Below are 20061 nucleotides of genomic sequence, written 5' to 3'. Positions count from 1 at the left end.
CTGCTTTAAAAACTTAAAATCACGTTGAACAAAAACGAGTAAGGATCTTCATCTTCGGGGAACAGTTCTTTGTAACCCTTGCCCGGCAAAAGTTTGGCAAATGAGCCGTTCACAACAATGTTTTGGGAAAAGAATGGGCGGTATTGAAAACCCACCGATGCATCAATACCCAAATCAGTCGAAGGCGGGCGTTGTTGGCGCAAAGTACCGAGCACATTGGTGTTGTCAAATTCCAGCTTGTTCAAATTGGCAACCAAACGAAGTTCGGGTAACACATCGATATCGGCACCCACACCCACCAACCACAGGCCTGGGTTAATGAAATTTGATTGCCCCTGTTCCTTGCTTGAACGCAAGGATGGCAACAGGCCATTTCTACCCGATAAAAACACGCCGCCGCCACCGACCAAAGGAATATTCTGGCGGATGAAAAAGCTGGTGTCTGCCCCTGCAAACTGGGGGTTTTCGAAAATTGCATCGAAGCCTTCTGCTTTGCCGTCGAACGGATCTTTATCGCCCGATGCATACAGGAAACTGCCGCGCAGGCGGAACCAGTCGAAGTCGCGTGAAATCTCTGTGGCGTGAAAGAGCGCGTCAATGTTCTGTTCACGTTGGGCCAGTGGGTGGCGATCTGTTTTACCTGTGGCGTAGTAGGTCGAGGTTGTAATGTTTAGCCGCCCATAGTGGCCGTCACCGCTGAGTCCAAAATAATCCACGTGGTAGCCAAACGGCTTTTGATCACCCAGCGAGGAAGGGCGTGCCAAAAAGCCATTCGCATCAAAGTACCGTTGGCCGTCTTCATCATTGCGGTTGTGAATGTACGAAACCTGGCTGGTGAATCCCAAAAACGGGAAGTCTTGCCTGTACAGGTTGGCGACAAAAAAATCATCGTCGCGCAGGTCTTGGCGAATGTCGTTCAGGCCACTGTTGGTGTCTTTTTCAACCCGCTTGAAGTAGCCAATGTTGTACTGATAAATGTTGTTGTTGCGGTTGCCGAACAGGCGAATGCCCATGGGCAGGTCCTGAAACAGGAAGCCGCGGAAATCGCTGATGAAAGGCTGAATACCCACGCGCAGGCTGTCGAAGTCGTATCGATCGGATACGTTTCGCAAGTGCACATCCACAAATGCTTCCTGAATACCCACAAAGCCTTCGCGGCGAACATCGCCTGAAGAGGATGAGATTTTCAGCAAGCGGTCTTCATTCACCCGCACATCGGTGTAGTTGAATACCGGTGTTAAACGGAATTCGTAATCGGGTGGTTTGAATGTGGTGTTGCCCTTGGTCAGTGACAAACTCACGATCAGGTTGTGCGCAAAAATAGACTGCTCGCCATTACCAAAAATATTCGCTTGCCCACTGGTAGTAGAAGTTGCCGGGGGCACAGGCACCGGAAAGTTGCGTTGTTCGTAAAGCGTGTCAGCAATAATGCCCAGGTTAAAAAACCAGTCAGGACCCAATGTGTTTTGCAACACCGGCAGGTCGCCCTTGATCACGTTTTGGTTGTAAGGGTCGTACAAGGGAAACTTGAAGCCCAGCGATTGCATGATCCGCCAGCGATCAGGCACTGCCACGGTTTCGCGTGGCAGGTTGGGCAAGGGTGGGGGCACCTGGCTAGGGTCGATAACCGGAATGGCAATGTCGCGCGGCACAATGGGGGTGTCTCGGCCAGGAATGGCACGTTGAACCTGGGGTGTTTGGGGTATGCCTTGTGGCACCAAACCAGGCGTTGCATTTTGCGAAGGGCGAATACCCGTGCCCGCCTGGTCTTGCAGCACATCGGCAGAAAACGCTCTGGGCGCAAAAATACCCAGGGATTGTTCGCCATATTGACCTGTACCTTGTTGCACCCAGCCATCCGTGCTGCCTAGCAGGCTGTCTTGAATTCGGACGCGGTACCATCCATTTTTTTCTTCAAAGGCATCCACCAGTTGCCCTTTGAAAAACTCACCAATTGCACGCGAATCCGAGTTCGGTTTCGAATAGACAATACTTCGGTTGTCAAACACCTGCAGCAACACCAAAGGGCGTTCAGCGTTGTCCAGTTCATCAAGTTCTGGAATACCCGCTACTTTCCGACCCACTTTCTCAACGGTCTCTGTGACTTGCGCAACAATATCGGGTTTGGTGTCGCTTCGAATGTCTGCCCGAATTTGCGCCATGGCTGGCAGGGGCAACAGGCCTGCCAGAGTCAGCCCTACAGCCAAGGGTTTTAAACGCATGATGTTGTTGTTCTTCTTGCTCATGGTGTTGGGCACACGTTTTGTTCACTGCTGTTGTTGAACGGAGTCTGAGGGCATTGCACGTATTTCAGGAATTCGCCAGAATTTGACAACTCGTTGGCTGTTAACAAAGTGGATGGAAATGGGCGCATGGTGCTGCCCACAGCCGCTGCGCTATTGATTACACCCAGGTAGCCCACCATGTCGTCCTGGTCCACACCGTCACCGGAAACACCAATTGCGCCCACCAATGTGTCGCCTTTGTAAATCGGAAAACCGCCCGGGAAAATTTGAATTCCATTGGCAAAGCGGCTTTGTCGCCCTGCGGGTATGTTTCCATCATCCACACAGGTCAGCGCTGCGGGTGGTGAAAACTGATTCGCTACGCGCGTTGTTGCCGTCAGGGTACCCAGTACCTTGTTGGTCACAATATTCAACTGAAAACCAACGTTGAAAGGGCTCCACTCAGCAATTGGAGACGACAGGGGGCCTTTGGGTGTGCCAACCTCACCGTCAGGAAAATAGGGCCGATGCACATTGCCGATTGCACGTGCCGAATAGGCGGCTGAACCGTTTAATGCGTTCGAAGTTTGCGAGAAAAATGTGTTCATGGCATTGGCAAAGGCTGCATGGTTGCCCGCATCAATTGCCGTGAAATCAGTCAATGCCTCGGCTGAACTGAATGCGAGTGCCGAACGTGCTTTTTGAACGGCAACATCGGTACCAAAAATTGGCGCATCAGAAGAACGTACCAAGCCAAGCACTTGGCCGGTCGTGTCCACCACGCTCACCGTGACCTGCGCTGCTGCACCCAACGGTATGCGAATTTGCGCCCGTGCCCGGTTGGCAATTTTCATCCCTTCAACCAGAATATTTTGAACCTCAGGCTGCGTTAGATTGCCGCCAGCGATTGGCGGAAAACGCACCGAGGTGTTGTCTGCCGGGTTGGTGATCAAGGTAAAGGTGTCAAGGCCATTGAAAGCGGGTGCTGTGGTGGCCACGTATCCCGATTGACTGTTGCCGTAAGAGGTTCCTGCGATCACACCGGCGGCTGCCTTGTAGCCGGTTACGGCCACAAAATTGCCATTGCCTGCCAAAGAAGCAGCCCCTGCCACTGCGGGCGTGGAGTTGGAAAACTGGAATGTTTGACCGTTTGCGGTAATCCGGTTGGCACGTATTTGCTCGGGCGCACGGAATGCCTCAGGCAGTGCAGCAAACGCAATTTCTTCTTCAAGGTCGACTTCGTTGGTAAGAATGTCGCGATCGAGTCCATACACGCCTTGTGTACCGGCATCGGTCGATGCGATCACGCCGATTCCACCCACTACACGTCCTTCCTGATAAATCGGGAATCCGCCTGGGTCTGCAGACAAACCCAATGGTGAACGTTTGGGTCCAATCGTTGCGTTTTGAGAAAGCCACACATTCAGGTCAGAGCAGGGCAGTTGACTGAACTGCACACCATACAGGGGACCGCTTGGCTGACCTGTTTCACCTGGTTGAAAAAACTCCTGAACAATCTGGCTGGCGGTTCGGGTGCTGAATGCGTTGCCCGTGGAAGACAGGTAAGCGCCGGTAATTGCTTTGGCAATTGCAGCCAGTTCGCTGGGCACCGGGGTGAATCCATCCAGCCCCTTCCCGTCGGCACCACTCAATCCACTGGTGATAATTACGCTGGGGCTGGAGTTGGTCATTCGATACACTGCCAACACATTTCCAACGCGGTCTGTGACAGCAATGGTGGATTGCACGCCCCGTGAAATGGAAGCCTGTATCGCGCGACTCACGATGTCGTTGATCTCCGCGATGGACAGGCTCTGTGTTCCCAAAGGCTCAACGTTGAAACTTGGCGTGGTGGAGGCCGGGCCGTCACCACCGCCCCCGCCTCCGCACGACACCAGAATCAAAGGTGCGGCCAAACAAACGGCAACTCCCATTGCAATTCGTTTGAATTGTTTAACGCCATTCACGGCGTGTGTGCGTGTACGCATCGACTTCTAACTCGCTCATCTTTGTTGTTCAATGGGCCCACTTGCCTGTGCGCCCCCAGTTCACTGCTGGTCTGTCTACTCAAGTTACTGCGTCGAATGGCGTTTTTACTTCGCTGCCACTTCTTTGTTGTGTATGTGGTATTCGTGGCAAACGCCACAGTTGGATTGCACTTTGTTCATCACGGGTTTGCTGCCAGCGTGGCAGGTTTGGCAGCCTTCTATTGAAGGCATTAGTACTTCGCTGGCTTCTTCGGATCGACTTGCCTTGTGGCAACTCTCACAGCTTTCAAATTCGTGGGCCTTGTGGTCGAATTTGGCCATTGGCATCCACGGATGCGTTGGGTTGATGTCTGCAATTTGGTACTGCGGCATTCTAGAGCCCGAGGTTTTGGTGTTGCCCAAACCCTCCACAGCTTTCACCTGGTGGCACACGGCACAAGCCGTATTTTCAAACAATTCCACCGTTGCAAAAGCAGCCTGTGCACGCGGATTGCCACTCAGGTTTCGCAGGTTGGACCTGTTGGGGTTTTTCTCGCCAGGGCGAGCGCGCAATACAGCGCGTTGAGCATTCACTTTGTTGCGTTCTTCGGGATGAAGGGCAAGGTAACTGTAAAACTCCTCAACAGTGCTGAGTACGGCGTCAACAGGTCCGTGGGGAACCTGGCGATCAGGCAAAGCTGGTTCGAAACTCAGTTTGTGACAGTCCTGGCAGTGGCTTTCCATGCTTAGTTTTTTAAAGCCGGTTGCCGTGTCTGCGGGCTCGTGGCAGTTGGCGCATTTCATCACCACCTTCTTGCTTGGGCTGTCGATTCCTTTGGGGTCAAGGTGAACATCGTGCGGAAACTTCAGACTGGTTTTTTCGATAACCGGGGTATTTGCCACCATGCGAATTCTACGCAAATCACTGGGTTCAGGACCTGTGGCAACAGTAATTCGAAATGCAGGGTGTTTGTCGCCCGCAAAGTCGCTGACAGCCAGCGTTTCGGTTTTCTGGGCAACGGTTTGAATGTCGGCGTGGCAAGTGGCGCAGTCGGCACCCACAAAATGTTTGTTCTGTTCGGCAAGGCTTTCACGGCCCTTGTGGTCACGGTGACAACTGGCGCAGCGGCCTTCTTCAAATGAAGTATTCGGCAAGGTTTGTTCGGCCACATGCAAGCCCATGTTGCTGTGGCACACCATGCAGCTTTCATCTTTCACACGGGAAAAATCACCGGCGTGGCAGGCCTGGCAATCTCCCTCCAGATTCGAATGAGCAGACGCAAGCGGACCTGGATTCCAAATTGAATCGAGTGCTAGAGCCGTGGCGTTGCGTGTGTTTGGGGCCGCTGTGTTTTGAAGGCTCGGGTGTGCGTTTAAGGGCAATTTTTCAGCGCGAACCGTTTGTGGGTCTTTGTTCGTACTTGTTTGTTCAACACCAAACAATTCAGGTGCCTGCATGGCCACCAAAGGCAAAATCAAAAACGCGAAAAGAATAGGGACAAAAAGAATCCACGACAGGGGGCGTTTTAACCCCAAGGGCTTTTGTAATGCCAGTTGCTCACGTTGAAGCGGGCTTTTTTCTTGTTCTGCCATGTTCGCTTACCAGTAAATGAAAACAGAAAGCACGTGTGCGATCAGTGCTGCCAGCAACCCAAACGACAAGGGAACGTGGAAAGACAGCCAGAGTTCAAGCCAATAACGCATGTGGTAATACCGGCGTAGCTGTTTCAAGGCGCGCAGGCGCTGAACCTGATTTCCGTAAATGTCAGAAAGTCCGTCAATTCGCGTCATTTCCTGCTGCAGAGAATGGACCGCTTTTTCGGTGGCGCAGTCTTTCACAGTTCCTTTGCGTTGATTTCTGCGAGTGGAAAAAATGTGTTGATTCAGCGAGGCATTGACGATGCGGGTAACCATGTCGGTCGTGTTTTTAAGTAGTTTTTGCGCCTCGCGATCAAGCGTTTGAATTTGTCCCACAATTTGTTCGGGGCTTTGGCGGTTCAACACATTCGACATTTCTGTGGGGTAGCGCAGGTAAAAGCTTAAACCCCATACACCAGTGCCAATGGTGGCCATGGTCAGCACATAGGCCAGTGAATGAATGTTCCAGCCGATTTGAAAACCCGTGTGCAAGGTGGCTACTACAGACAAAGCCAAACCCAGATAAATGTGTGCTGAAACCCAGCCGCGCAAGTTACCCGTTTCATTGGCATACTGGCGTTTGCGCACCCCAAACCACATCAGCCAGACAATCAGCAAAGCGCCGATGGTTCCCAAGGTGTAGCCCAGCCAGGTGCCACCATTGGCATTGATTTTTGGTTGGTCAATAAGGTAGGCAAACGATGAAATGAGAGTCAGCAGCAAGGCCCATTTCAGAAAGACGAATCGTTTGTAGTTGAACAGGTTGTCCTGAATCATGTGTTCAGCGCCTTGGCGAATGGTCAGAGGTAATGCTGCTCAGGGTTTACGCTTAATTCTGTGTAGCCTTTAATGTTACGTGATCATTGGTAATGTTAGTATCCCTACTTCATGTCTGGGGGTTAACAATTGAGTCTTGGCGTGGCCTTTATAGGCTTTATCTTCCTGTTTTTTCTAGTATTTTGCCTGTATTTCGCGTGGAATGAATTTTTTTTCTCCAATGAACAAAAAACCACGAACGAGGTAGGGACTCTGGAGGACAGCCCGGAGTGGCGCGCTTTTTTGAATCGACGTCAGGAAATTGAAACAGACCCAACACTCGACAATTCCAGCAAGCAGGTGCTCATCGAAAACTGGCTGAGCATGGCCAGCGAAAGTAAGCAACACATGGCACCTGCAGGTACCTCCACACAGCGTCTCGCCTGGGCCAAGCCCAAACTCATGCCTTGGTTGATTCTTGCCAGCTTGGGTCTTGCTGTTTTGTTCACTTATTCAATTGGGGCAATACACCGCAGCGCTTTTACATGGCCGCAAGGAAATTCTGCCGACATCGCCGTATCCAATGTTGATCAGGCAGTGGCCGCTTCAGAAGGGCATCCAGGCGATGGTGCCAGCCTTGAGGACCGATTGGCCGGCCTTAAACTGCGACTGGCAGAGCAGCCTGATGATTTGCGCGGCTGGGTGTTGTTGGCGCGTACACATGCCTCTATGGCCAATTATCAGGAAAGCGCGAGTGCCCTGAAAAAAGCGTTGGAGTTAACACCCGGGCATCCGGACATTCTTGCCGATTTGGCCGACATGACCGCCATGGCGCAAGGTCGGCAATTGGCTGGCGAGCCAGAAAAGTACATTGCAGCTGCCTTGCAAAGCGATCCAAGGCATGAAAAAGCACTTGCACTGGCAGCCAGTGCAGCGGAGCAGGCAGGTGACCAAGACAAAGCGCAGGTGTACTGGCAACTTCTCAGTCAGGTTCAGCAAGCCAGCCTGAAAAATACCAGCCAACCCGTGCCTGAAGACGTGCTTACCGCCGTCACGGTCACCATTCCAGCAACTGTCTTGAAACGCGTTGGCGACAGTTCAGCCTTGTTTGTGTTTCTCAAAGCGCAAGCTGGCCCCGGCATGCCTTTGGCAGTGGTCCGCGTGCCTGCATCCCAGTTAATCGCTGGTGAGCAGGTCGTGCGAATGGGGCCTGGTGACTTCATTCAGGAAGGTGGTGTTGGTAATTTGCCAGATACCGTGCACATCCAAGCGCGCTTGTCGATTCAAGGCATGGCGCAAACAGGTGCCGGAGATATCGAGTCGGCCTGGCGAACGCTTGCCCGCAATCAACTGGCCTCTGGTGTCGAATTGAGTTTGCCCGATATTCCGGCAAGTCCATGATGCAAGTTTCACTTTCAGTGACCGGATTACAGGTTAAAACGCCAGCTCTCGAGGCGGCCACTGTGCTTTTGTCCGGACCAATCGAATTCGAATTGAAGTCGGGTGAAATCAACGTCATTCGTGGCGGAAATGGCGTGGGCAAATCAACATTGCTGAGGTTGATGAGCAACGCATTGCCGGGACAGGGTATTTTGTTCAAGCCTGAATTTGGCTTGCGCGACGAATTGCTCGTTGATACCCATCTTCAAATTGTGATGGACCACCTTGGGGCTGATTCAAATCAGATTGAGCAACTGCTTGAACAGGTGGGCCTGAGCAATTGGCAATACGAGCGTATTGGTACCTTGTCCTCAGGCCAACGCGCGCGTTTGGGTTTGTGTACCTTGCTGGCCGGGCAATTCAAGGTTTGGCTGCTCGACGAACCTTTGAATGCCCTGGATCATGACGGTGTGGCCACCTTGGCCAAGGCCATCGAAATCCACTTTCAGCGGGGCGGCATATTGTTCATGGCCACGCATGTGGATGCGGCAGTGTTGAGTCAACACTTAAGCCTTGTTCCGGTCAAAGAGGGCTGGCTGGAACACGGCGGCTTGGTGGGTAACTTTGCACCTGCAAGTGCTGATCCACTTGCCCCTTCCGAAGTGAGCCAACTTCCTGCCAGGGTCGCTTTGTCTGCGCTGCTCAAGCGCGACTGGGCGGTGGCCTGGGGCAATCCTCAAGCCCTGTTGTGGGGCGCTTTGTTTCACTGGATGGTGCTGAGTTTTTTTGGCATTGGATTGGGAAAGCCAAGTGCCGAATTTGCGCAAGTGGCCGTGTGGGTCAGTTTGTTGCTCGCGCTGTTGCTGGGTGCAAAAGACTGGTTTGCCGAGGATCACCGTGCAGGCTGGCTGGGTTTTGTGGCCAACCTTAACGCAGACAACATTGCGTTTTATTGGCTGATGCGGGTTGTTTTTCTGGCCTTGTGCCAGGCACTGGTGTTGGTGCCCGTGACCGGCCTGGTTGCACTGCAACTGGGTTTGACCGGTGTACAAACCCTTGAACTTGTTTGCGCGTTGATTGCGGGCATTTGGGCGGTGGCGCCTTTGTTGGGCTTGATCGCGCTTTTGGTGATGTTGACCCGCGGCGGTGCTGTATTGGTTTACCTGCTTGCCTTGCCGTTGCTGGTGCCCGTGCTGATTTTCGGGCTTGAAGCCAGCCAGGCGGGCGGTTTGGGCCGCAGTGCAATTGCACCGTTTGCGGTGCTGGCAAGCCTGGGTATGTTGGGTTGTTTGCTTGGGCCATTTGTGGCCAAGCGCCTTGTTGCTTTAATTCAGGAATAGCGATGTTTGCACAGTTGGCCTCACCACCTAAATTTCACGCCCTGGCCAGTTGGCTTTGGGTGTGGCTGCTCGTTGCCGGTGTGTTGTTGCTGGGTTTTGGTTTGTACACGGGGCTTTTCCTCGCGCCAGTGGATGTGCAGCAGGGCGAAGTTTACCGCGCCATTTACGTGCATGTGCCTGCCGCCTGGATGTCGATGTTCCTGTACTTGGTGGCCTGTGGGTATGCGGGCATGAATTGGGTGTATCGAAGTGATGTGTCAGCCGTCATGATGCGGGCACTGCTGCCCACCGGTGCCTGGATGACGGCCTTGGCCTTGATCACCGGCGCGCTTTGGGGCAAACCGACCTGGGGCACCTACTGGGTTTGGGATGCAAGAATGACTTCCGAGCTCTTGTTGCTGTTTATTTACCTGGGCCTGATTGCCCTGGGCCAATTGACCACCAACCCCGCCAAGGCCGATCGCGTGCTGGCAGTGGGCTTGTTGATTGGCGCAGTCAATATTCCACTGATTTACCTCTCAGTGGTTTTCTGGAATACGCTTCATCAGGGCTACAGCGTGTCGATGAGTGGCAACCGAATTCACCCCGACATTGCCATGGGCATGTGGCTTAGCGTGTTGGGCTTTTGGTTGATTTGTGCCAGCACGGTGTTGAACCGTGCGCGGCGTTTGTTGGTACAACGGCGTTGGCTTTAACGGGTAAAAGGTAAAAGCAATGAATCTTGATGCATGGCAAACAATTTGGGTTTGTGTGGTTTTAAGCCTGTTGGTTTTGGGTCTGGATGGATTGTTGGCCGGTCGTGCTGGCCCCAGCAAAACCGACTTGGTTCGTGAACAAAAGCGCGCGAATCGAATGGCAAAACTTGGCAAGGGGGCAGGCAATGAGTAATGCGCGCGCACACAGGGCCGCCTGGCTGGCAGCCATTGTGGTGGTTGCTTTGGGTTTTGGCATTGCCTTGGTCAAAGTGTTCAACGACAACCTGGTGTTCTTCTACACCCCCACCCAAATACTCAGCGGCGATGTGCCCAAGGGCGAGAAAACGTATCGCTTGGGCGGCATGGTTGAAACGGGTAGCGTTCAACGCGAGGCCGACTCATTGAAAGTACGTTTTGTAGTCAGCGACTTGAATAACAAGGTGCCGGTTGAATTCAATGGCATTGTTCCTGATTTGTTCAAAGAAGGCACTGGTGTGGTGGCCGATGGCCAATGGGATGGCACCACTTTTGTGGCCAGTGAAGTGTTGGCCAAACACGATGAAGATTACATGCCGCCAGGGGTGCAAGAGTGATCGCGCTTGTCTCGCAATTTAGCCTTGCCTTGGCCACAGTGTTGGCCTTGTTTGGTGCAGTGGCCGGTTTTGCAGCCGTGCGCGGTGTGTACAACCATGCCCCGGCAGTGCCTTTGTTGAAATCGATTCAACGCAATGTGTTGCTGGTTTCCGGGCTGGTGGGCACTGCCTTTATTGGTCTGATTTATTCCTTCGTCATCAGCGACTTTTCAGTTCGCAATGTGGCTGAAAATTCAAATTTAACCTTGCCTGTGTTTTACAAGGTGGCTGCCAGTTGGGGCTCGCACGAGGGCTCATTCTTGTTGTGGGTACTCATGTTTGCAGGTTGGACCCAAGCCGTGGCCTGGGCCAAATTCGAGGTGTCGGCCTGTTTCAAAGTGCGCGTGTTGGCCACTTTGCAATTGGTGTTGGTGGGTTTTCTACTGTACCTGTTGGTCGCCAGCAACCCATTTGAATTCCTGTACCCCACACCCATTGATGGTCGGGATTTGAACCCGCTGCTGCAAGACATTGGCATGATCATTCACCCGCCTTTGTTGTACATGGGCTATGTGGGCTTTGCGGTTACCTTTGCATTCGCAGTGGCCGGTTTACTCGAGGGCCGTTTCGACATGACCTGGGCCCGCTGGAGCCGCCCCTGGACCAATGTGGCTTGGGCCTTTCTGACCATGGGCATTGCCTTGGGCAGCTGGTGGGCTTATCGGGAATTGGGTTGGGGTGGCTGGTGGTTTTGGGACCCGGTCGAGAACGCATCCCTGATGCCATGGTTGGCAGGCACGGCACTAATCCATTCGCTGGCCGTGTCTGAAAAACGCGGTGCGTTGCGCAGTTGGACTTTGCTGCTGGCGCTGACCACTTTTGCCTTGTCTCTGTTGGGAACATTCCTGGTTCGCTCCGGTGTGCTTACATCGGTACATGCATTTGCAACCGACCCCGAGCGCGGTGTGTTCATTCTTGCCTTGTTGTTCATCGTTGTAGGTTCTTCCTACATTTTGTATGCGCTTAAAACAGGCGAGGTGGGGCAGGGTGGTAACTTCAAAGCCACCGGGCGCGAGTCGCTGTTGTTGTCGAATAATGTGTTGATGAGCGCAGCACTTGTGGCAGTTATGTTGGGCACGCTTTACCCCTTGGTGGTCGAAGTAATCGGTGGGCGAAAAATGTCGGTGGGGCAACCCTATTTTGAGGCCATGTTTGCCCCCATTTTGCTGCCTGCCGTGTTGCTCATGGCATTGGGCCCCGATTCCCGCTGGCGCGAAACCCGCCTTGCGCAATATGTAAAGCCAGGTGTTGTGGCCATGGGCGTGGCGCTGCTGGTGTTGGTGGGCGCTGCGCTGTTCAATGGTTATTTCAGCCTGTTGTGGGCCATTGGTGTGGTGTGCGCGGTGTTCATGGCGGTGGCCACTTTGGCCCATGCGGCAGTGGCCACGCGCAAAGCAGGTGCTGCTGCGCCTGAAAGTGGTTTGCTTTATCGCATGCGCCGTTTGTCACTTTCCTACTGGGGCATGGTGCTTGCGCATTTGGGTGTGGCCGTGTTCGTGGTCGGCGTTAGTTGGGTTAAAACCTTCGAGACAGAAACCGATGCTGTGTTAAAGCCGGGAGAAACTTCTGAAATTGGCCCATGGCGTGTCACCTTCATTGGTGTTGATTCCGTGCAGCGACAAAACCATGTTGCTGCACTGGGGGTGTTTGAATTGACGCGTGGCGACGGTACCTTGATTCATTTGCTGGAACCCGAGAAGCGCCGTTATCAAAGCTCCGAACAAATTATGACCGAAGCAGCCATTCACAGCGATTGGTTTTCTGATGTGTATGTTGGTTTAGGGGACGCAGTTCAAAGCAGCACCAACGCAGGTGCCTGGGGTGTGCGCTTGTATTACAAACCCTTGATCAACCTGATTTGGTGGGGCTGTGCGCTAATGGCACTGGGTGGTTTGGTCACCGTGTTTGATCGCCGGTATCGCCCCAAAAAAGCAGGGGTTGCAGCATGATCAAAAAACGCTTGCGCCTTTATTTGCCCATTCTGGTTTTGTTGTTTCTGGGTGTGTTTTTGCTGCGCGGTTTGTGGCTTGACCCCAAAAAATTGCCCTCTGCCTTGATCGGCAAACCTGCACCTGCGGTGGTTTTACCCGTGCTCAGTTTCACTGGGCCTGAAGCGGGTGCAATACAACTGGTCGATATTCAAACCATTCAGAATATTGATGCCTTGAAAGGGCAGCCCTGGGTGCTGAATGTGTTTGCATCGTGGTGCCAGGCCTGTTTGGTTGAACACCCGCATTTTATTGCTTTGGCCAAACAGAAAAAAATCAAGCTGGTGGGCTTGGCCTACAAAGACGATTTGGCCAATACCCGCCGCTGGCTGGCGCAATACGGCAACCCCTATGATTTGATTTTGGTGGACCAACAAGGCCAGTACGGCATTGAATTGGGCGTGTATGGCGTGCCCGAAACTTTTTTGATGAGCGCCAACAACACCATTATTCACAAGCAGGTAGGCCCCATACCTGCCGATTACTTTGACAGCATGGCACTGCCCGCCATTGAGGCTTCCCGATGAATGTGAACGACCTGAATGCAGTTGAGAAAGAACAGTACAAAGAAGTGGCCAGCGAACTGCGTTGCCTGGTGTGCCAAAACCAGTCGCTGGCGGATTCACATGCCTCTCTTGCAGTGGACTTAAAAGAAAAAATTGCCGAGCAAATTCGCGCGGGCAAAACCAACGAAGAAATCAAAAGCTATATGCAAGACCGCTATGGCGAGTTTGTAATCTACAAGCCTGCTTACAGCATGGAAAATGCGGTGCTGTGGTTGGGGCCTTTTGTGGTGTTGCTTATTGCCGTGGTGCTGGCGCGCAGGATAGGGAAGAGTAAAGCCCCTGCGGCTGAATCAAGCGCACAATGGGCGGAAAACTTGTACACCAAAACAAAAAACAAAAAAGACAACTAACAGTTGTTGGGGCTTTCGCCCCATTCTATTTCCCTTTGTTTGCCTAAAGTAGTTTTGCATGGTTCCCCCGCAAATGCAGGGTGGCGCATATTAACTAGTTGCGCACAACAAGGCTGGACGGGCTTTGGCCCATTGCCTACTTCACAAACAACAGAGTGAGCGGATCAGCTTGCTTGCCGTTGCATACTAATTAATTTACATTTTGAAGCTATTGAAATTACATTTCAAATAACTTACTTGGCTTTGGTATTGGCTTGCGGTAGCCATGGTGGGTTGGGAAAGTGAGTGTAAAACCGACCTTGGGAGGTATAGGCTTTTTCGGTTGCGTAAAAATAGTGTTTATAGAGAGTTGCAGTGTGCTATTGGCCAAGCAAAAGTGGCGAGTTTTGGGTTTTGGTTATTCTGTTTTTAGGTAAAGCGTATTTCTCGATCGCCACGCTGTTCAAAGGGCTTACTTGGTTGAGGAGCCACTTGGTGTGATGTTCGGATAAATGGATATCGCCGTTATTGTTCGATAAATCAAGTTAGGTGTCTTTTATGCCCCCCGAAGATATGCGCATAGCTACCGAAGTAGCAATCCAGCAAGGCCTTGACTTTCCCTGGTGGAGCTATGTATTTACTTTAATTTTATCTATGACTGGGGCCTACTTCGGGGCCTATCTAAAGCGGAAAGCAGAGGATCGAGCAACCCAAGAAAACTTTGACAAACTGCGTGATCAATTAAGAAAAACAACCCAAGATACAGAAGAAATAAAAACAACATTGTCACGCAAAAATTGGCTTACCCAGCAGCAATGGGCCATCCGAGAACAGCATTACATGAGCTTACTATCACACCTCATGAAGCTAAGCCTTTCCTTGGAAGATCGTAATTCGTACTACATGGAGCCAGGTTCAGAACATGACCGCACACGATCCCAAGGAGAGCATTTTAAAGAATTATCACGGGTCGGTTATGAATCGTACCAAGCAATTCGAGAACTTATTGGCCCTGCTTCAGTATTTCTCTCAGACAAAGCAATTGAGTCGCTTGAGCAGTTAGTTCGCGATCATTGGGGGGCTGCAGAGTTCAGTGCTGGCACAGCCGAGTACGTATCAAAAGCACTCAAGCTAGTCGAAATTGCACAATCGGCAGTTCTAGCAGAAGCAAGAAATGAACTCACTCATTCGCTAGCAGACACCTAACAACTGGTTCAAATCGTTCGCTTCGCTCACTGGGACGGGCTAAAGCCCGCCCCTTAACCAAACGTTAGGACTCACGGAAACTTATGCGAAAATTTGTAACAACAGCGATTACCTCCATCTTTCTTGCCAGTTGTGGCGGAGAGCAGCCTTCGTCACCCGCTCCCGCCACGTCAGCACCCATACCGCCGCCAGAGCCAAAGATCACGGCCATCGTCAATGTCCCCAGCATCGCCGGACAAGAGGAAAAACAAGTAGCAACTGCACTCGGTGAGCCAACTTCTTGCGAGAACACTAAGCACGGCAAGAAATGCTTCTACCAACCGGGTGACACCGAGGTTGTATTCATCTCTGGCAAGGCAGACTGGATTACGGTCAACGCCCTGGACGGTGTGCCCTACTCAGAGGAAGCTCTTCCATTGTTCGGCCTCGACAAATCCTCTGCATCATTCTCCAATGATTTTGTCATGCGCTGGAGTGGGGTTCCTGGCCTCTTGGAGGTCAGCATCTTTCGTGCTCAAGATCATGTTGACTACGCCTACATCAAGACCAAAACGCCGTAGGCTGAGTCCTAACAATTCGTTCAAACCGAAGCCGCTTCGCGGCTCGCCTTAACTCAGGCGTTAGATTAACCCGTGCTTCAATTTACAGAAATAGGAAACTGACATGGTAGATGAAGGGAAAGATAAGGCTCCTCGAAAAAACAAAAAGAGATTAAATCAGTCTGATGTTCCAGCTTATTCTCTAGAGCATGCGATGCGGGTACCTACGGCAATCTTTGAGAATTACGCCGGCGGCCCATCGAAACCAATCGATGTAGCGGCAGCCATGGATCTGCTACCCACCTCTTCGCAGTTTCGCATGCTCACCGGTTCAGCTATCGCCTATGGCCTAACTGATGGTGGCGCCCAGTCTCAAGAAATTGCATTGTCAGATCTTGCGAGAAAGATACTGCAACCATTAGAAGAAGGCATGGATATTGCCGCGAGAAGAGAGGCACTTATGAGGCCCAAAATAATCGGGGATTTTTTGCATAAGTACAACGGATCGCCAATACCAAAAGATCAAATTGCACAGAACGTGTTAGTTAGTATGGGGGTTCCGAGCGAGCGGGCTTCAGATGTCTTATCACTCATCATTGAGGGTGCAGAAGGTCTTGGTCTAATAACAGAAATTAAGACAAAAAAATATGTCAACCTAACCGCTCCAAAAGAAGCAAGAATATCGATGCCGCTTCCCGAAGTGGATGAAACTGATTTCGAAGATGATGATGCTAACTCCGATGAAGTTCCCAATGTCCAGCCGATACACTTACATGCACCAGCAACTCCGGTGCCATTGGCGAACAACAAAAAAGTATTCATAACTCACGGAAGAAATAAGACTTTTATTGAGCCTATTAAAAAGCTTCTGAGCTTTGGCGAGATGGAGGCGGTTGTCTCGGTAGAAAAACAATCAGTATCGCAACCTGTCCCAGAAAAAGTCATGAACGACATGCGGGAGTGTGGAGCAGCAATAATTCATGTTGAGGACGAGCTTACCCTTCTTGATAAAGATGCAAAAGAACATGTGATGTTGAATCCAAATGTACTAATAGAAATCGGAGCCGCCATGGCTCTATATAAGAAACGCTTTATTCTTTTGGTTAAAGTTGGCGTCAAACTGCCCAGCAACCTGCAGGGTCTATATGAAGTCCGCTATTCAGGAGAAGCTATGGACGGGGAAGCAACAATTAAGCTTTTGGAAGCAATTAACGCTATGAAAGCAGAGAGATAATCTAACAAACGGCTGTTGTCGGACGTGTCTACGCTTCGCTTCGACACGCCGCAAAGCCGAGCGTTAGGCATCAAAAATATGTCAATCCAGACTTTTGATTATTGCTCACTTTATTACCTTAATCAGTGGCTTACTTATGACCGAGGCTACTGTCAAGCTTTCTCTAAAGGTAATGAGGAGAAAAAATTATCCGCATTGAAAAGTGCAGGAGGCTTTTATAGGGTTGCTAGAAATCTGCCTAGTGAATTTGATGAAAAGAAAGGGCTTAAAAGATACCAACCTGTCTTGGAAATACTCGATGGTGTAAGTAAGGAGCACTTTAGGGATGATCAAGTCAAAAAAATATTGGAAATAGAAAGAGAAATATCAGGAAAATATGGAAACAGAAGTGTTTTATCACTAACCACTAAATTTCTTTGGCTAAAGATAAAACAACCAGTTTTAATCTATGACTCACAAGCAAGAATTGCTGTGGGCTCAGAGAATGGAGACTTGGCTGGTTACTACAAAAAATGGAATGAAAGTTTTGAAATACACAAAGAACAAATTCAAAAGTCTTGTTCTAAATTGCCTGAACTTAACTTGTATGCGGTTGATCAAGAGGTGGGGACAAAAGAATACATAAAGGAAGTGTCTTCAAAATCTTGGTTTCAGGAAAGAGTTTTTGATATTTATCTCTGGAGCAAAGGTAAAAATGTCTAACAAGATAAATTAACTCGGACGCCTAAAAGCGTAGCTCGTTCCTCGCTCCGATTTTAGCCGTCTGTGATTTGAGACGTTAGGGGGCACGTGAGCATCATCAGCAATATTGACGTTTATTGGTCCATCGCCGACGAGGCGCATCACGAAATGCGCGCGGATTTGGAGGCGTCAAGATCGCTTAAACCGGATGGTGAGCCTGGCTACATCATTCTCTGGGATCCCGACCGCCGCTCCTTTAAAAATGCAATGGTTGCAATCGTATTTGCGGGCATGTTCCTAGATGCACTCTTGTACATCGCCTTGCAGAGTCGTTTAGGCCGCGTGGAAGCACTGAAAGTTGATCGGTTGCCTCACGAGGAGCGGTTGAAGATACTTGGCATCACCGACTCTGTTGTGCTTGGTCGAGTACAGGAATTCCGTGAAGCTCGGAAAGACCTCGTGCACGAGAAAGCAGTTGAGATAGCCGAAATCGGTGGACAAGCAATACGTGCAGCTCAGAGCTCTGCGGATAGCGCGATGGAACTTATACGAGAAATTCGGGGGCTGCTAGGTGCCCCCTAACAATTCATTCAAACCGAACCCGCTTCGCGGGTCGGCTTAATTCAAGCGTTAGGCGTCGCAAGTGAACCGTTCTCTGCCATCGGTAGTGTTGGTCGGAACTGACCATCGGTATCAGGAGGGGTGCGCAGACTTCCCGGAAGTCGCCCATCAAGCCTTCGACGCCTTCGTCAGGCGTTGTATACATGAGCATGGCGTCGCCGCCATCGCGGAGGAGCACAGTCTCGACGCGCTGGCGGGAAAGGGGTTGTATCGGACTGTTCTCGAGTCAATGGCTCAAGAGGTCAGCCTGGCGCACAGGTACTGCGATCCATCGATCGAGCAGAGTAGATCAATGGGGATCTTGCAAGCGAACCAAATTCGATTCAAGGGATGGCCGTCAAGTCGGCCGAGCGAGGAAGAGGTAGCTTCAGAGCTGGCTGGGTACAACCGTCGCCGAGAAGAATGGTGGTTGCAGGAACTGGAGACATTCAACGCTTGGCCCTGCTTGTTCGTCTGCGGCTCCGATCACACGTACTCTTTCGAAGCACTGCTGCGAAAGTCAGGATGGAACGTCCATGTTGCAGCGGCGAACTGGAGCGCATAGTGAAGACGCATTCAGTTCGCAGCAAGGCGACGCGCCTAACCACTCGTTCAAGCCGACCCGCTGCCTGCCTCTGCAGGCGGATTAACTCGAACGTTAGGCCAAACTTGAAGGCGCGTTCAATAATCTTTAAAGCTTGGAAACGGAAATTACTTGAAAATACTTGTCTACAAACGAACGCATATAGGTGATCCTGATGTCAAAGGACGCTTCGGCATCAATGACTGTATGGGCACTATTCGCAATTTTGACTTTGATGCTGTTATCGGGGTTGGTGGCACAGGAAAAGAACCGCAGTCATTTGGCATCGATCGCAAATTGAACTGGATCGGTATAAACCCAATGCGTCAGCAAGGTTCACGCCGTGGAAGAGCGTCTATTGTGACCTTCAAAAAATTTGCCCTCTTTGAAGATCGCGGTCCACTGCTGCACTCGCTAGCTCCCAATCTGGCAAAACGTATGTACGCAGGGCGCCGTTTTATCTTCAAGTCAATGAACACAGCCGAACGCACTGAAGCCCTGGAACTTCTTAAGTTGGTGGACGGATTTTATAGTGCATCACCTGATGAGTCCGTTATAAAGAGTAGTTTTTTCTGCAAACCATCCGGATGCAAGCGGAAGCGGCGAGCTAAGCGGTGTGGCTAAAAATTGTGGCCTAACTGTTTGGTCAAGCTGACGCCAACAGGCTCTGCCTGTTGGTTTCCTCCGCTTCGCTACGGCGCAGCTTACCGCGGGCGTTAGGCAACTTATGGACTATGGCTTAGCTAGGCTAGTACTCGGCTCCCCCAAATTCGTTGTACTTACTCAACGAGAGTACGAGGACGTGAAGCGTTCTCGCGATCTTCTGCGGGAAGGTCTGTTTATTGAGCAGAAGTTCGATCTCTTGATTGATGACTACCTCGAGTTCGAGACGGAGCTACTGGAAATCGGCGCCAGGGAACTTGTTCGAGGCGCCCGCAGTTGGACTGAGTTCCAAGACCAGCGCAACCACATGAACCGTCGTGTCATAAACCTGCTGAGCGCGGCGAGACTGTATCTCGACCATACGCGGCACCACCTCGGGAACATCGATAAGACTGTCAGTGGCGTGAAGAACAGTATTGACGTCGCTATGTCAGCGCAGTACGACCAATCCTTGGGCTACCGCTTCATGGAAGCATTGCGCAACTATGTGCAGCACCGGGGGTATCCGATTCACGGCGTTACCTACGGCGCAAGCCGGGTTGCCAACGGTATTGTCTATATGGTCACCCCGTACGTTGAAGCGACCAGACTAGAAGAGGACGGAAAGTTCAAAGCGTCAGTTCTGGCCGAGCTCAAGTCGATGGAGGAGAAGATCGACATCAGGCCCTTCATGCGTGAGTACATCGAGGGGCTCTGGAAAATTCATCAAACGATCCGAGATCAACTCCAGAAGGTGCTTGGCCAATCCGATCAGCTGGTTCGTGAGGCTATTGAACGTTATCGAAGTGAGCTGCCAGCGGACGACTCTATAGTCGGATTGGCTGCGGTGATGCGAGATGGGCGCACTTATGGCGAGACGATTCCCCTCTTTGAGGACCTTCTAGACTATCGCAAGTCATTCGAAAAGAAGAACCGTAATCTGACAAATCTGGCGAGACGGTATGTCAGCGGGGAAACGTCGCACGGTGATCGAGTTGCCTAACAAGACATTCGACACGGACACGCAGCGGTATTGCGCTGCGTGGCGTGCAGGTGAGCA

At 51.4% G+C, this 20061-nt stretch carries 19 protein-coding genes; 15 read left to right on the top strand and 4 right to left on the bottom strand.

The window, feature by feature from the left end; translation table 11 throughout:
* Positions 1-5: 5 nt before the first annotated feature.
* The 4 genes from FRIGORI9N_RS11990 to FRIGORI9N_RS11975 form a co-directional block, all read right to left on the bottom strand.
* Positions 6-2246, bottom strand: a complete 2241-nt coding sequence (locus FRIGORI9N_RS11990; protein ID WP_159571303.1) for an SH3 domain-containing protein — start codon at positions 2244-2246, stop codon at positions 6-8.
* A complete protein-coding gene (locus FRIGORI9N_RS11985) occupies positions 2243-4213 on the bottom strand; it encodes a heme-binding protein (protein WP_201301487.1) in 1971 nt (656 codons plus the stop codon). Before FRIGORI9N_RS11985 ends, FRIGORI9N_RS11990 begins: the two co-directional genes overlap by 4 nt.
* 105 nt (positions 4214-4318) lie before the next feature.
* A complete protein-coding gene (locus FRIGORI9N_RS11980; protein WP_159571300.1) occupies positions 4319-5785 on the bottom strand; it encodes a cytochrome c3 family protein in 1467 nt (488 codons plus the stop codon).
* A gap of 6 nt (positions 5786-5791) precedes the next feature.
* The gene (locus FRIGORI9N_RS11975) at positions 5792-6607 is read right to left on the bottom strand and encodes a hypothetical protein (RefSeq protein WP_159571297.1); all 816 of its coding nucleotides are present in this window, start codon (positions 6605-6607) and stop codon (positions 5792-5794) included.
* A 282-nt stretch (positions 6608-6889) separates the two neighbouring features.
* Here FRIGORI9N_RS11975 and FRIGORI9N_RS11970 point away from each other — a divergent pair, with 282 nt between their 5' ends.
* The 15 genes from FRIGORI9N_RS11970 to FRIGORI9N_RS11900 all read left to right on the top strand — a co-directional run bounded on the left by FRIGORI9N_RS11970 (position 6890) and on the right by FRIGORI9N_RS11900 (position 20004).
* Positions 6890-7987 carry a hypothetical protein gene (locus FRIGORI9N_RS11970; RefSeq protein WP_159571294.1) on the top strand — a complete coding sequence of 366 codons (1098 nt, stop codon included), beginning with the start codon at positions 6890-6892 and terminating at the stop codon, positions 7985-7987.
* Entirely contained in the window at positions 7984-9306 is a 1323-nt protein-coding gene (locus FRIGORI9N_RS11965) for a heme exporter protein CcmB (protein ID WP_159571291.1), read from the top strand. Before FRIGORI9N_RS11970 ends, FRIGORI9N_RS11965 begins: the two co-directional genes overlap by 4 nt.
* Before the next feature lie 2 nt (positions 9307-9308).
* Positions 9309-10001: a heme ABC transporter permease CcmC gene (gene ccmC, locus FRIGORI9N_RS11960; protein ID WP_159571287.1), complete on the top strand. Its 693-nt coding sequence runs from the start codon at positions 9309-9311 to the stop codon at positions 9999-10001.
* A 19-nt stretch (positions 10002-10020) separates the two neighbouring features.
* Positions 10021-10194: a hypothetical protein gene (locus FRIGORI9N_RS11955; RefSeq protein WP_159571284.1), complete on the top strand. Its 174-nt coding sequence runs from the start codon at positions 10021-10023 to the stop codon at positions 10192-10194.
* Positions 10187-10594: a cytochrome c maturation protein CcmE gene (gene ccmE, locus FRIGORI9N_RS11950; RefSeq protein WP_159571281.1), complete on the top strand. Its 408-nt coding sequence runs from the start codon at positions 10187-10189 to the stop codon at positions 10592-10594. The genes FRIGORI9N_RS11955 and ccmE overlap by 8 nt, the downstream gene beginning before the upstream one ends.
* Complete coding sequence (locus FRIGORI9N_RS11945) at positions 10591-12582, top strand: heme lyase CcmF/NrfE family subunit (protein ID WP_159571278.1); 1992 nt, start codon at positions 10591-10593, stop codon at positions 12580-12582. The genes ccmE and FRIGORI9N_RS11945 overlap by 4 nt, the downstream gene beginning before the upstream one ends.
* Complete coding sequence (locus FRIGORI9N_RS11940; protein WP_159571275.1) at positions 12579-13148, top strand: DsbE family thiol:disulfide interchange protein; 570 nt, start codon at positions 12579-12581, stop codon at positions 13146-13148. Before FRIGORI9N_RS11945 ends, FRIGORI9N_RS11940 begins: the two co-directional genes overlap by 4 nt.
* Entirely contained in the window at positions 13145-13537 is a 393-nt protein-coding gene (locus tag FRIGORI9N_RS11935; protein WP_159571272.1) for a cytochrome c-type biogenesis protein, read from the top strand. Before FRIGORI9N_RS11940 ends, FRIGORI9N_RS11935 begins: the two co-directional genes overlap by 4 nt.
* 537 nt (positions 13538-14074) lie before the next feature.
* Complete coding sequence (locus FRIGORI9N_RS11930) at positions 14075-14722, top strand: hypothetical protein (protein WP_159571269.1); 648 nt, start codon at positions 14075-14077, stop codon at positions 14720-14722.
* A gap of 83 nt (positions 14723-14805) precedes the next feature.
* Positions 14806-15282 carry a hypothetical protein gene (locus tag FRIGORI9N_RS11925; protein WP_159571266.1) on the top strand — a complete coding sequence of 159 codons (477 nt, stop codon included), beginning with the start codon at positions 14806-14808 and terminating at the stop codon, positions 15280-15282.
* A 103-nt stretch (positions 15283-15385) separates the two neighbouring features.
* The gene (locus FRIGORI9N_RS11920) at positions 15386-16495 is read left to right on the top strand and encodes a TIR domain-containing protein (RefSeq protein WP_159571263.1); all 1110 of its coding nucleotides are present in this window, start codon (positions 15386-15388) and stop codon (positions 16493-16495) included.
* Positions 16496-16573: 78 nt separating this feature from the next.
* Positions 16574-17197: a hypothetical protein gene (locus tag FRIGORI9N_RS11915; RefSeq protein WP_159571260.1), complete on the top strand. Its 624-nt coding sequence runs from the start codon at positions 16574-16576 to the stop codon at positions 17195-17197.
* Between the two features lie 87 nt (positions 17198-17284).
* Positions 17285-17758: a hypothetical protein gene (locus FRIGORI9N_RS11910; protein WP_201301486.1), complete on the top strand. Its 474-nt coding sequence runs from the start codon at positions 17285-17287 to the stop codon at positions 17756-17758.
* A gap of 733 nt (positions 17759-18491) precedes the next feature.
* Complete coding sequence (locus FRIGORI9N_RS11905; RefSeq protein WP_159571257.1) at positions 18492-18983, top strand: hypothetical protein; 492 nt, start codon at positions 18492-18494, stop codon at positions 18981-18983.
* Positions 18984-19161: 178 nt separating this feature from the next.
* A complete protein-coding gene (locus FRIGORI9N_RS11900) occupies positions 19162-20004 on the top strand; it encodes a hypothetical protein (protein WP_159571254.1) in 843 nt (280 codons plus the stop codon).
* Positions 20005-20061 lie beyond the last annotated feature (57 nt).

The organism is Limnobacter sp. 130 (genome assembly GCF_902506325.1).
In the GTDB taxonomy this organism is placed as follows: domain Bacteria; phylum Pseudomonadota; class Gammaproteobacteria; order Burkholderiales; family Burkholderiaceae_B; genus Limnobacter.
The sequence above is the reverse complement of the archived record's forward strand: the minus strand, read 5'-3'. Positions and strand labels throughout refer to the sequence as shown.

Excerpts from the sequence above, each read along its gene's own strand:
- FRIGORI9N_RS11990 (WP_159571303.1), bottom strand. The coding sequence starts at position 2,246 with ATGAGCAAGAAGAACAACAACATCATGCGTTTAAAACCCTTGGCTGTA.
- FRIGORI9N_RS11985 (WP_201301487.1), bottom strand. The coding sequence starts at position 4,213 with ATGCGTACACGCACACACGCCGTGAATGGCGTTAAACAATTCAAACGA.
- FRIGORI9N_RS11980 (WP_159571300.1), bottom strand. The coding sequence starts at position 5,785 with ATGGCAGAACAAGAAAAAAGCCCGCTTCAACGTGAGCAACTGGCATTA.
- FRIGORI9N_RS11975 (WP_159571297.1), bottom strand. The coding sequence starts at position 6,607 with ATGATTCAGGACAACCTGTTCAACTACAAACGATTCGTCTTTCTGAAA.
- FRIGORI9N_RS11965 (WP_159571291.1), top strand. The coding sequence starts at position 7,984 with ATGATGCAAGTTTCACTTTCAGTGACCGGATTACAGGTTAAAACGCCA.
- ccmC (WP_159571287.1), top strand. The coding sequence starts at position 9,309 with ATGTTTGCACAGTTGGCCTCACCACCTAAATTTCACGCCCTGGCCAGT.
- FRIGORI9N_RS11955 (WP_159571284.1), top strand. The coding sequence starts at position 10,021 with ATGAATCTTGATGCATGGCAAACAATTTGGGTTTGTGTGGTTTTAAGC.
- ccmE (WP_159571281.1), top strand. The coding sequence starts at position 10,187 with ATGAGTAATGCGCGCGCACACAGGGCCGCCTGGCTGGCAGCCATTGTG.
- FRIGORI9N_RS11940 (WP_159571275.1), top strand. The coding sequence starts at position 12,579 with ATGATCAAAAAACGCTTGCGCCTTTATTTGCCCATTCTGGTTTTGTTG.
- FRIGORI9N_RS11935 (WP_159571272.1), top strand. The coding sequence starts at position 13,145 with ATGAATGTGAACGACCTGAATGCAGTTGAGAAAGAACAGTACAAAGAA.
- FRIGORI9N_RS11930 (WP_159571269.1), top strand. The coding sequence starts at position 14,075 with ATGCCCCCCGAAGATATGCGCATAGCTACCGAAGTAGCAATCCAGCAA.
- FRIGORI9N_RS11925 (WP_159571266.1), top strand. The coding sequence starts at position 14,806 with ATGCGAAAATTTGTAACAACAGCGATTACCTCCATCTTTCTTGCCAGT.
- FRIGORI9N_RS11920 (WP_159571263.1), top strand. The coding sequence starts at position 15,386 with ATGGTAGATGAAGGGAAAGATAAGGCTCCTCGAAAAAACAAAAAGAGA.
- FRIGORI9N_RS11915 (WP_159571260.1), top strand. The coding sequence starts at position 16,574 with ATGTCAATCCAGACTTTTGATTATTGCTCACTTTATTACCTTAATCAG.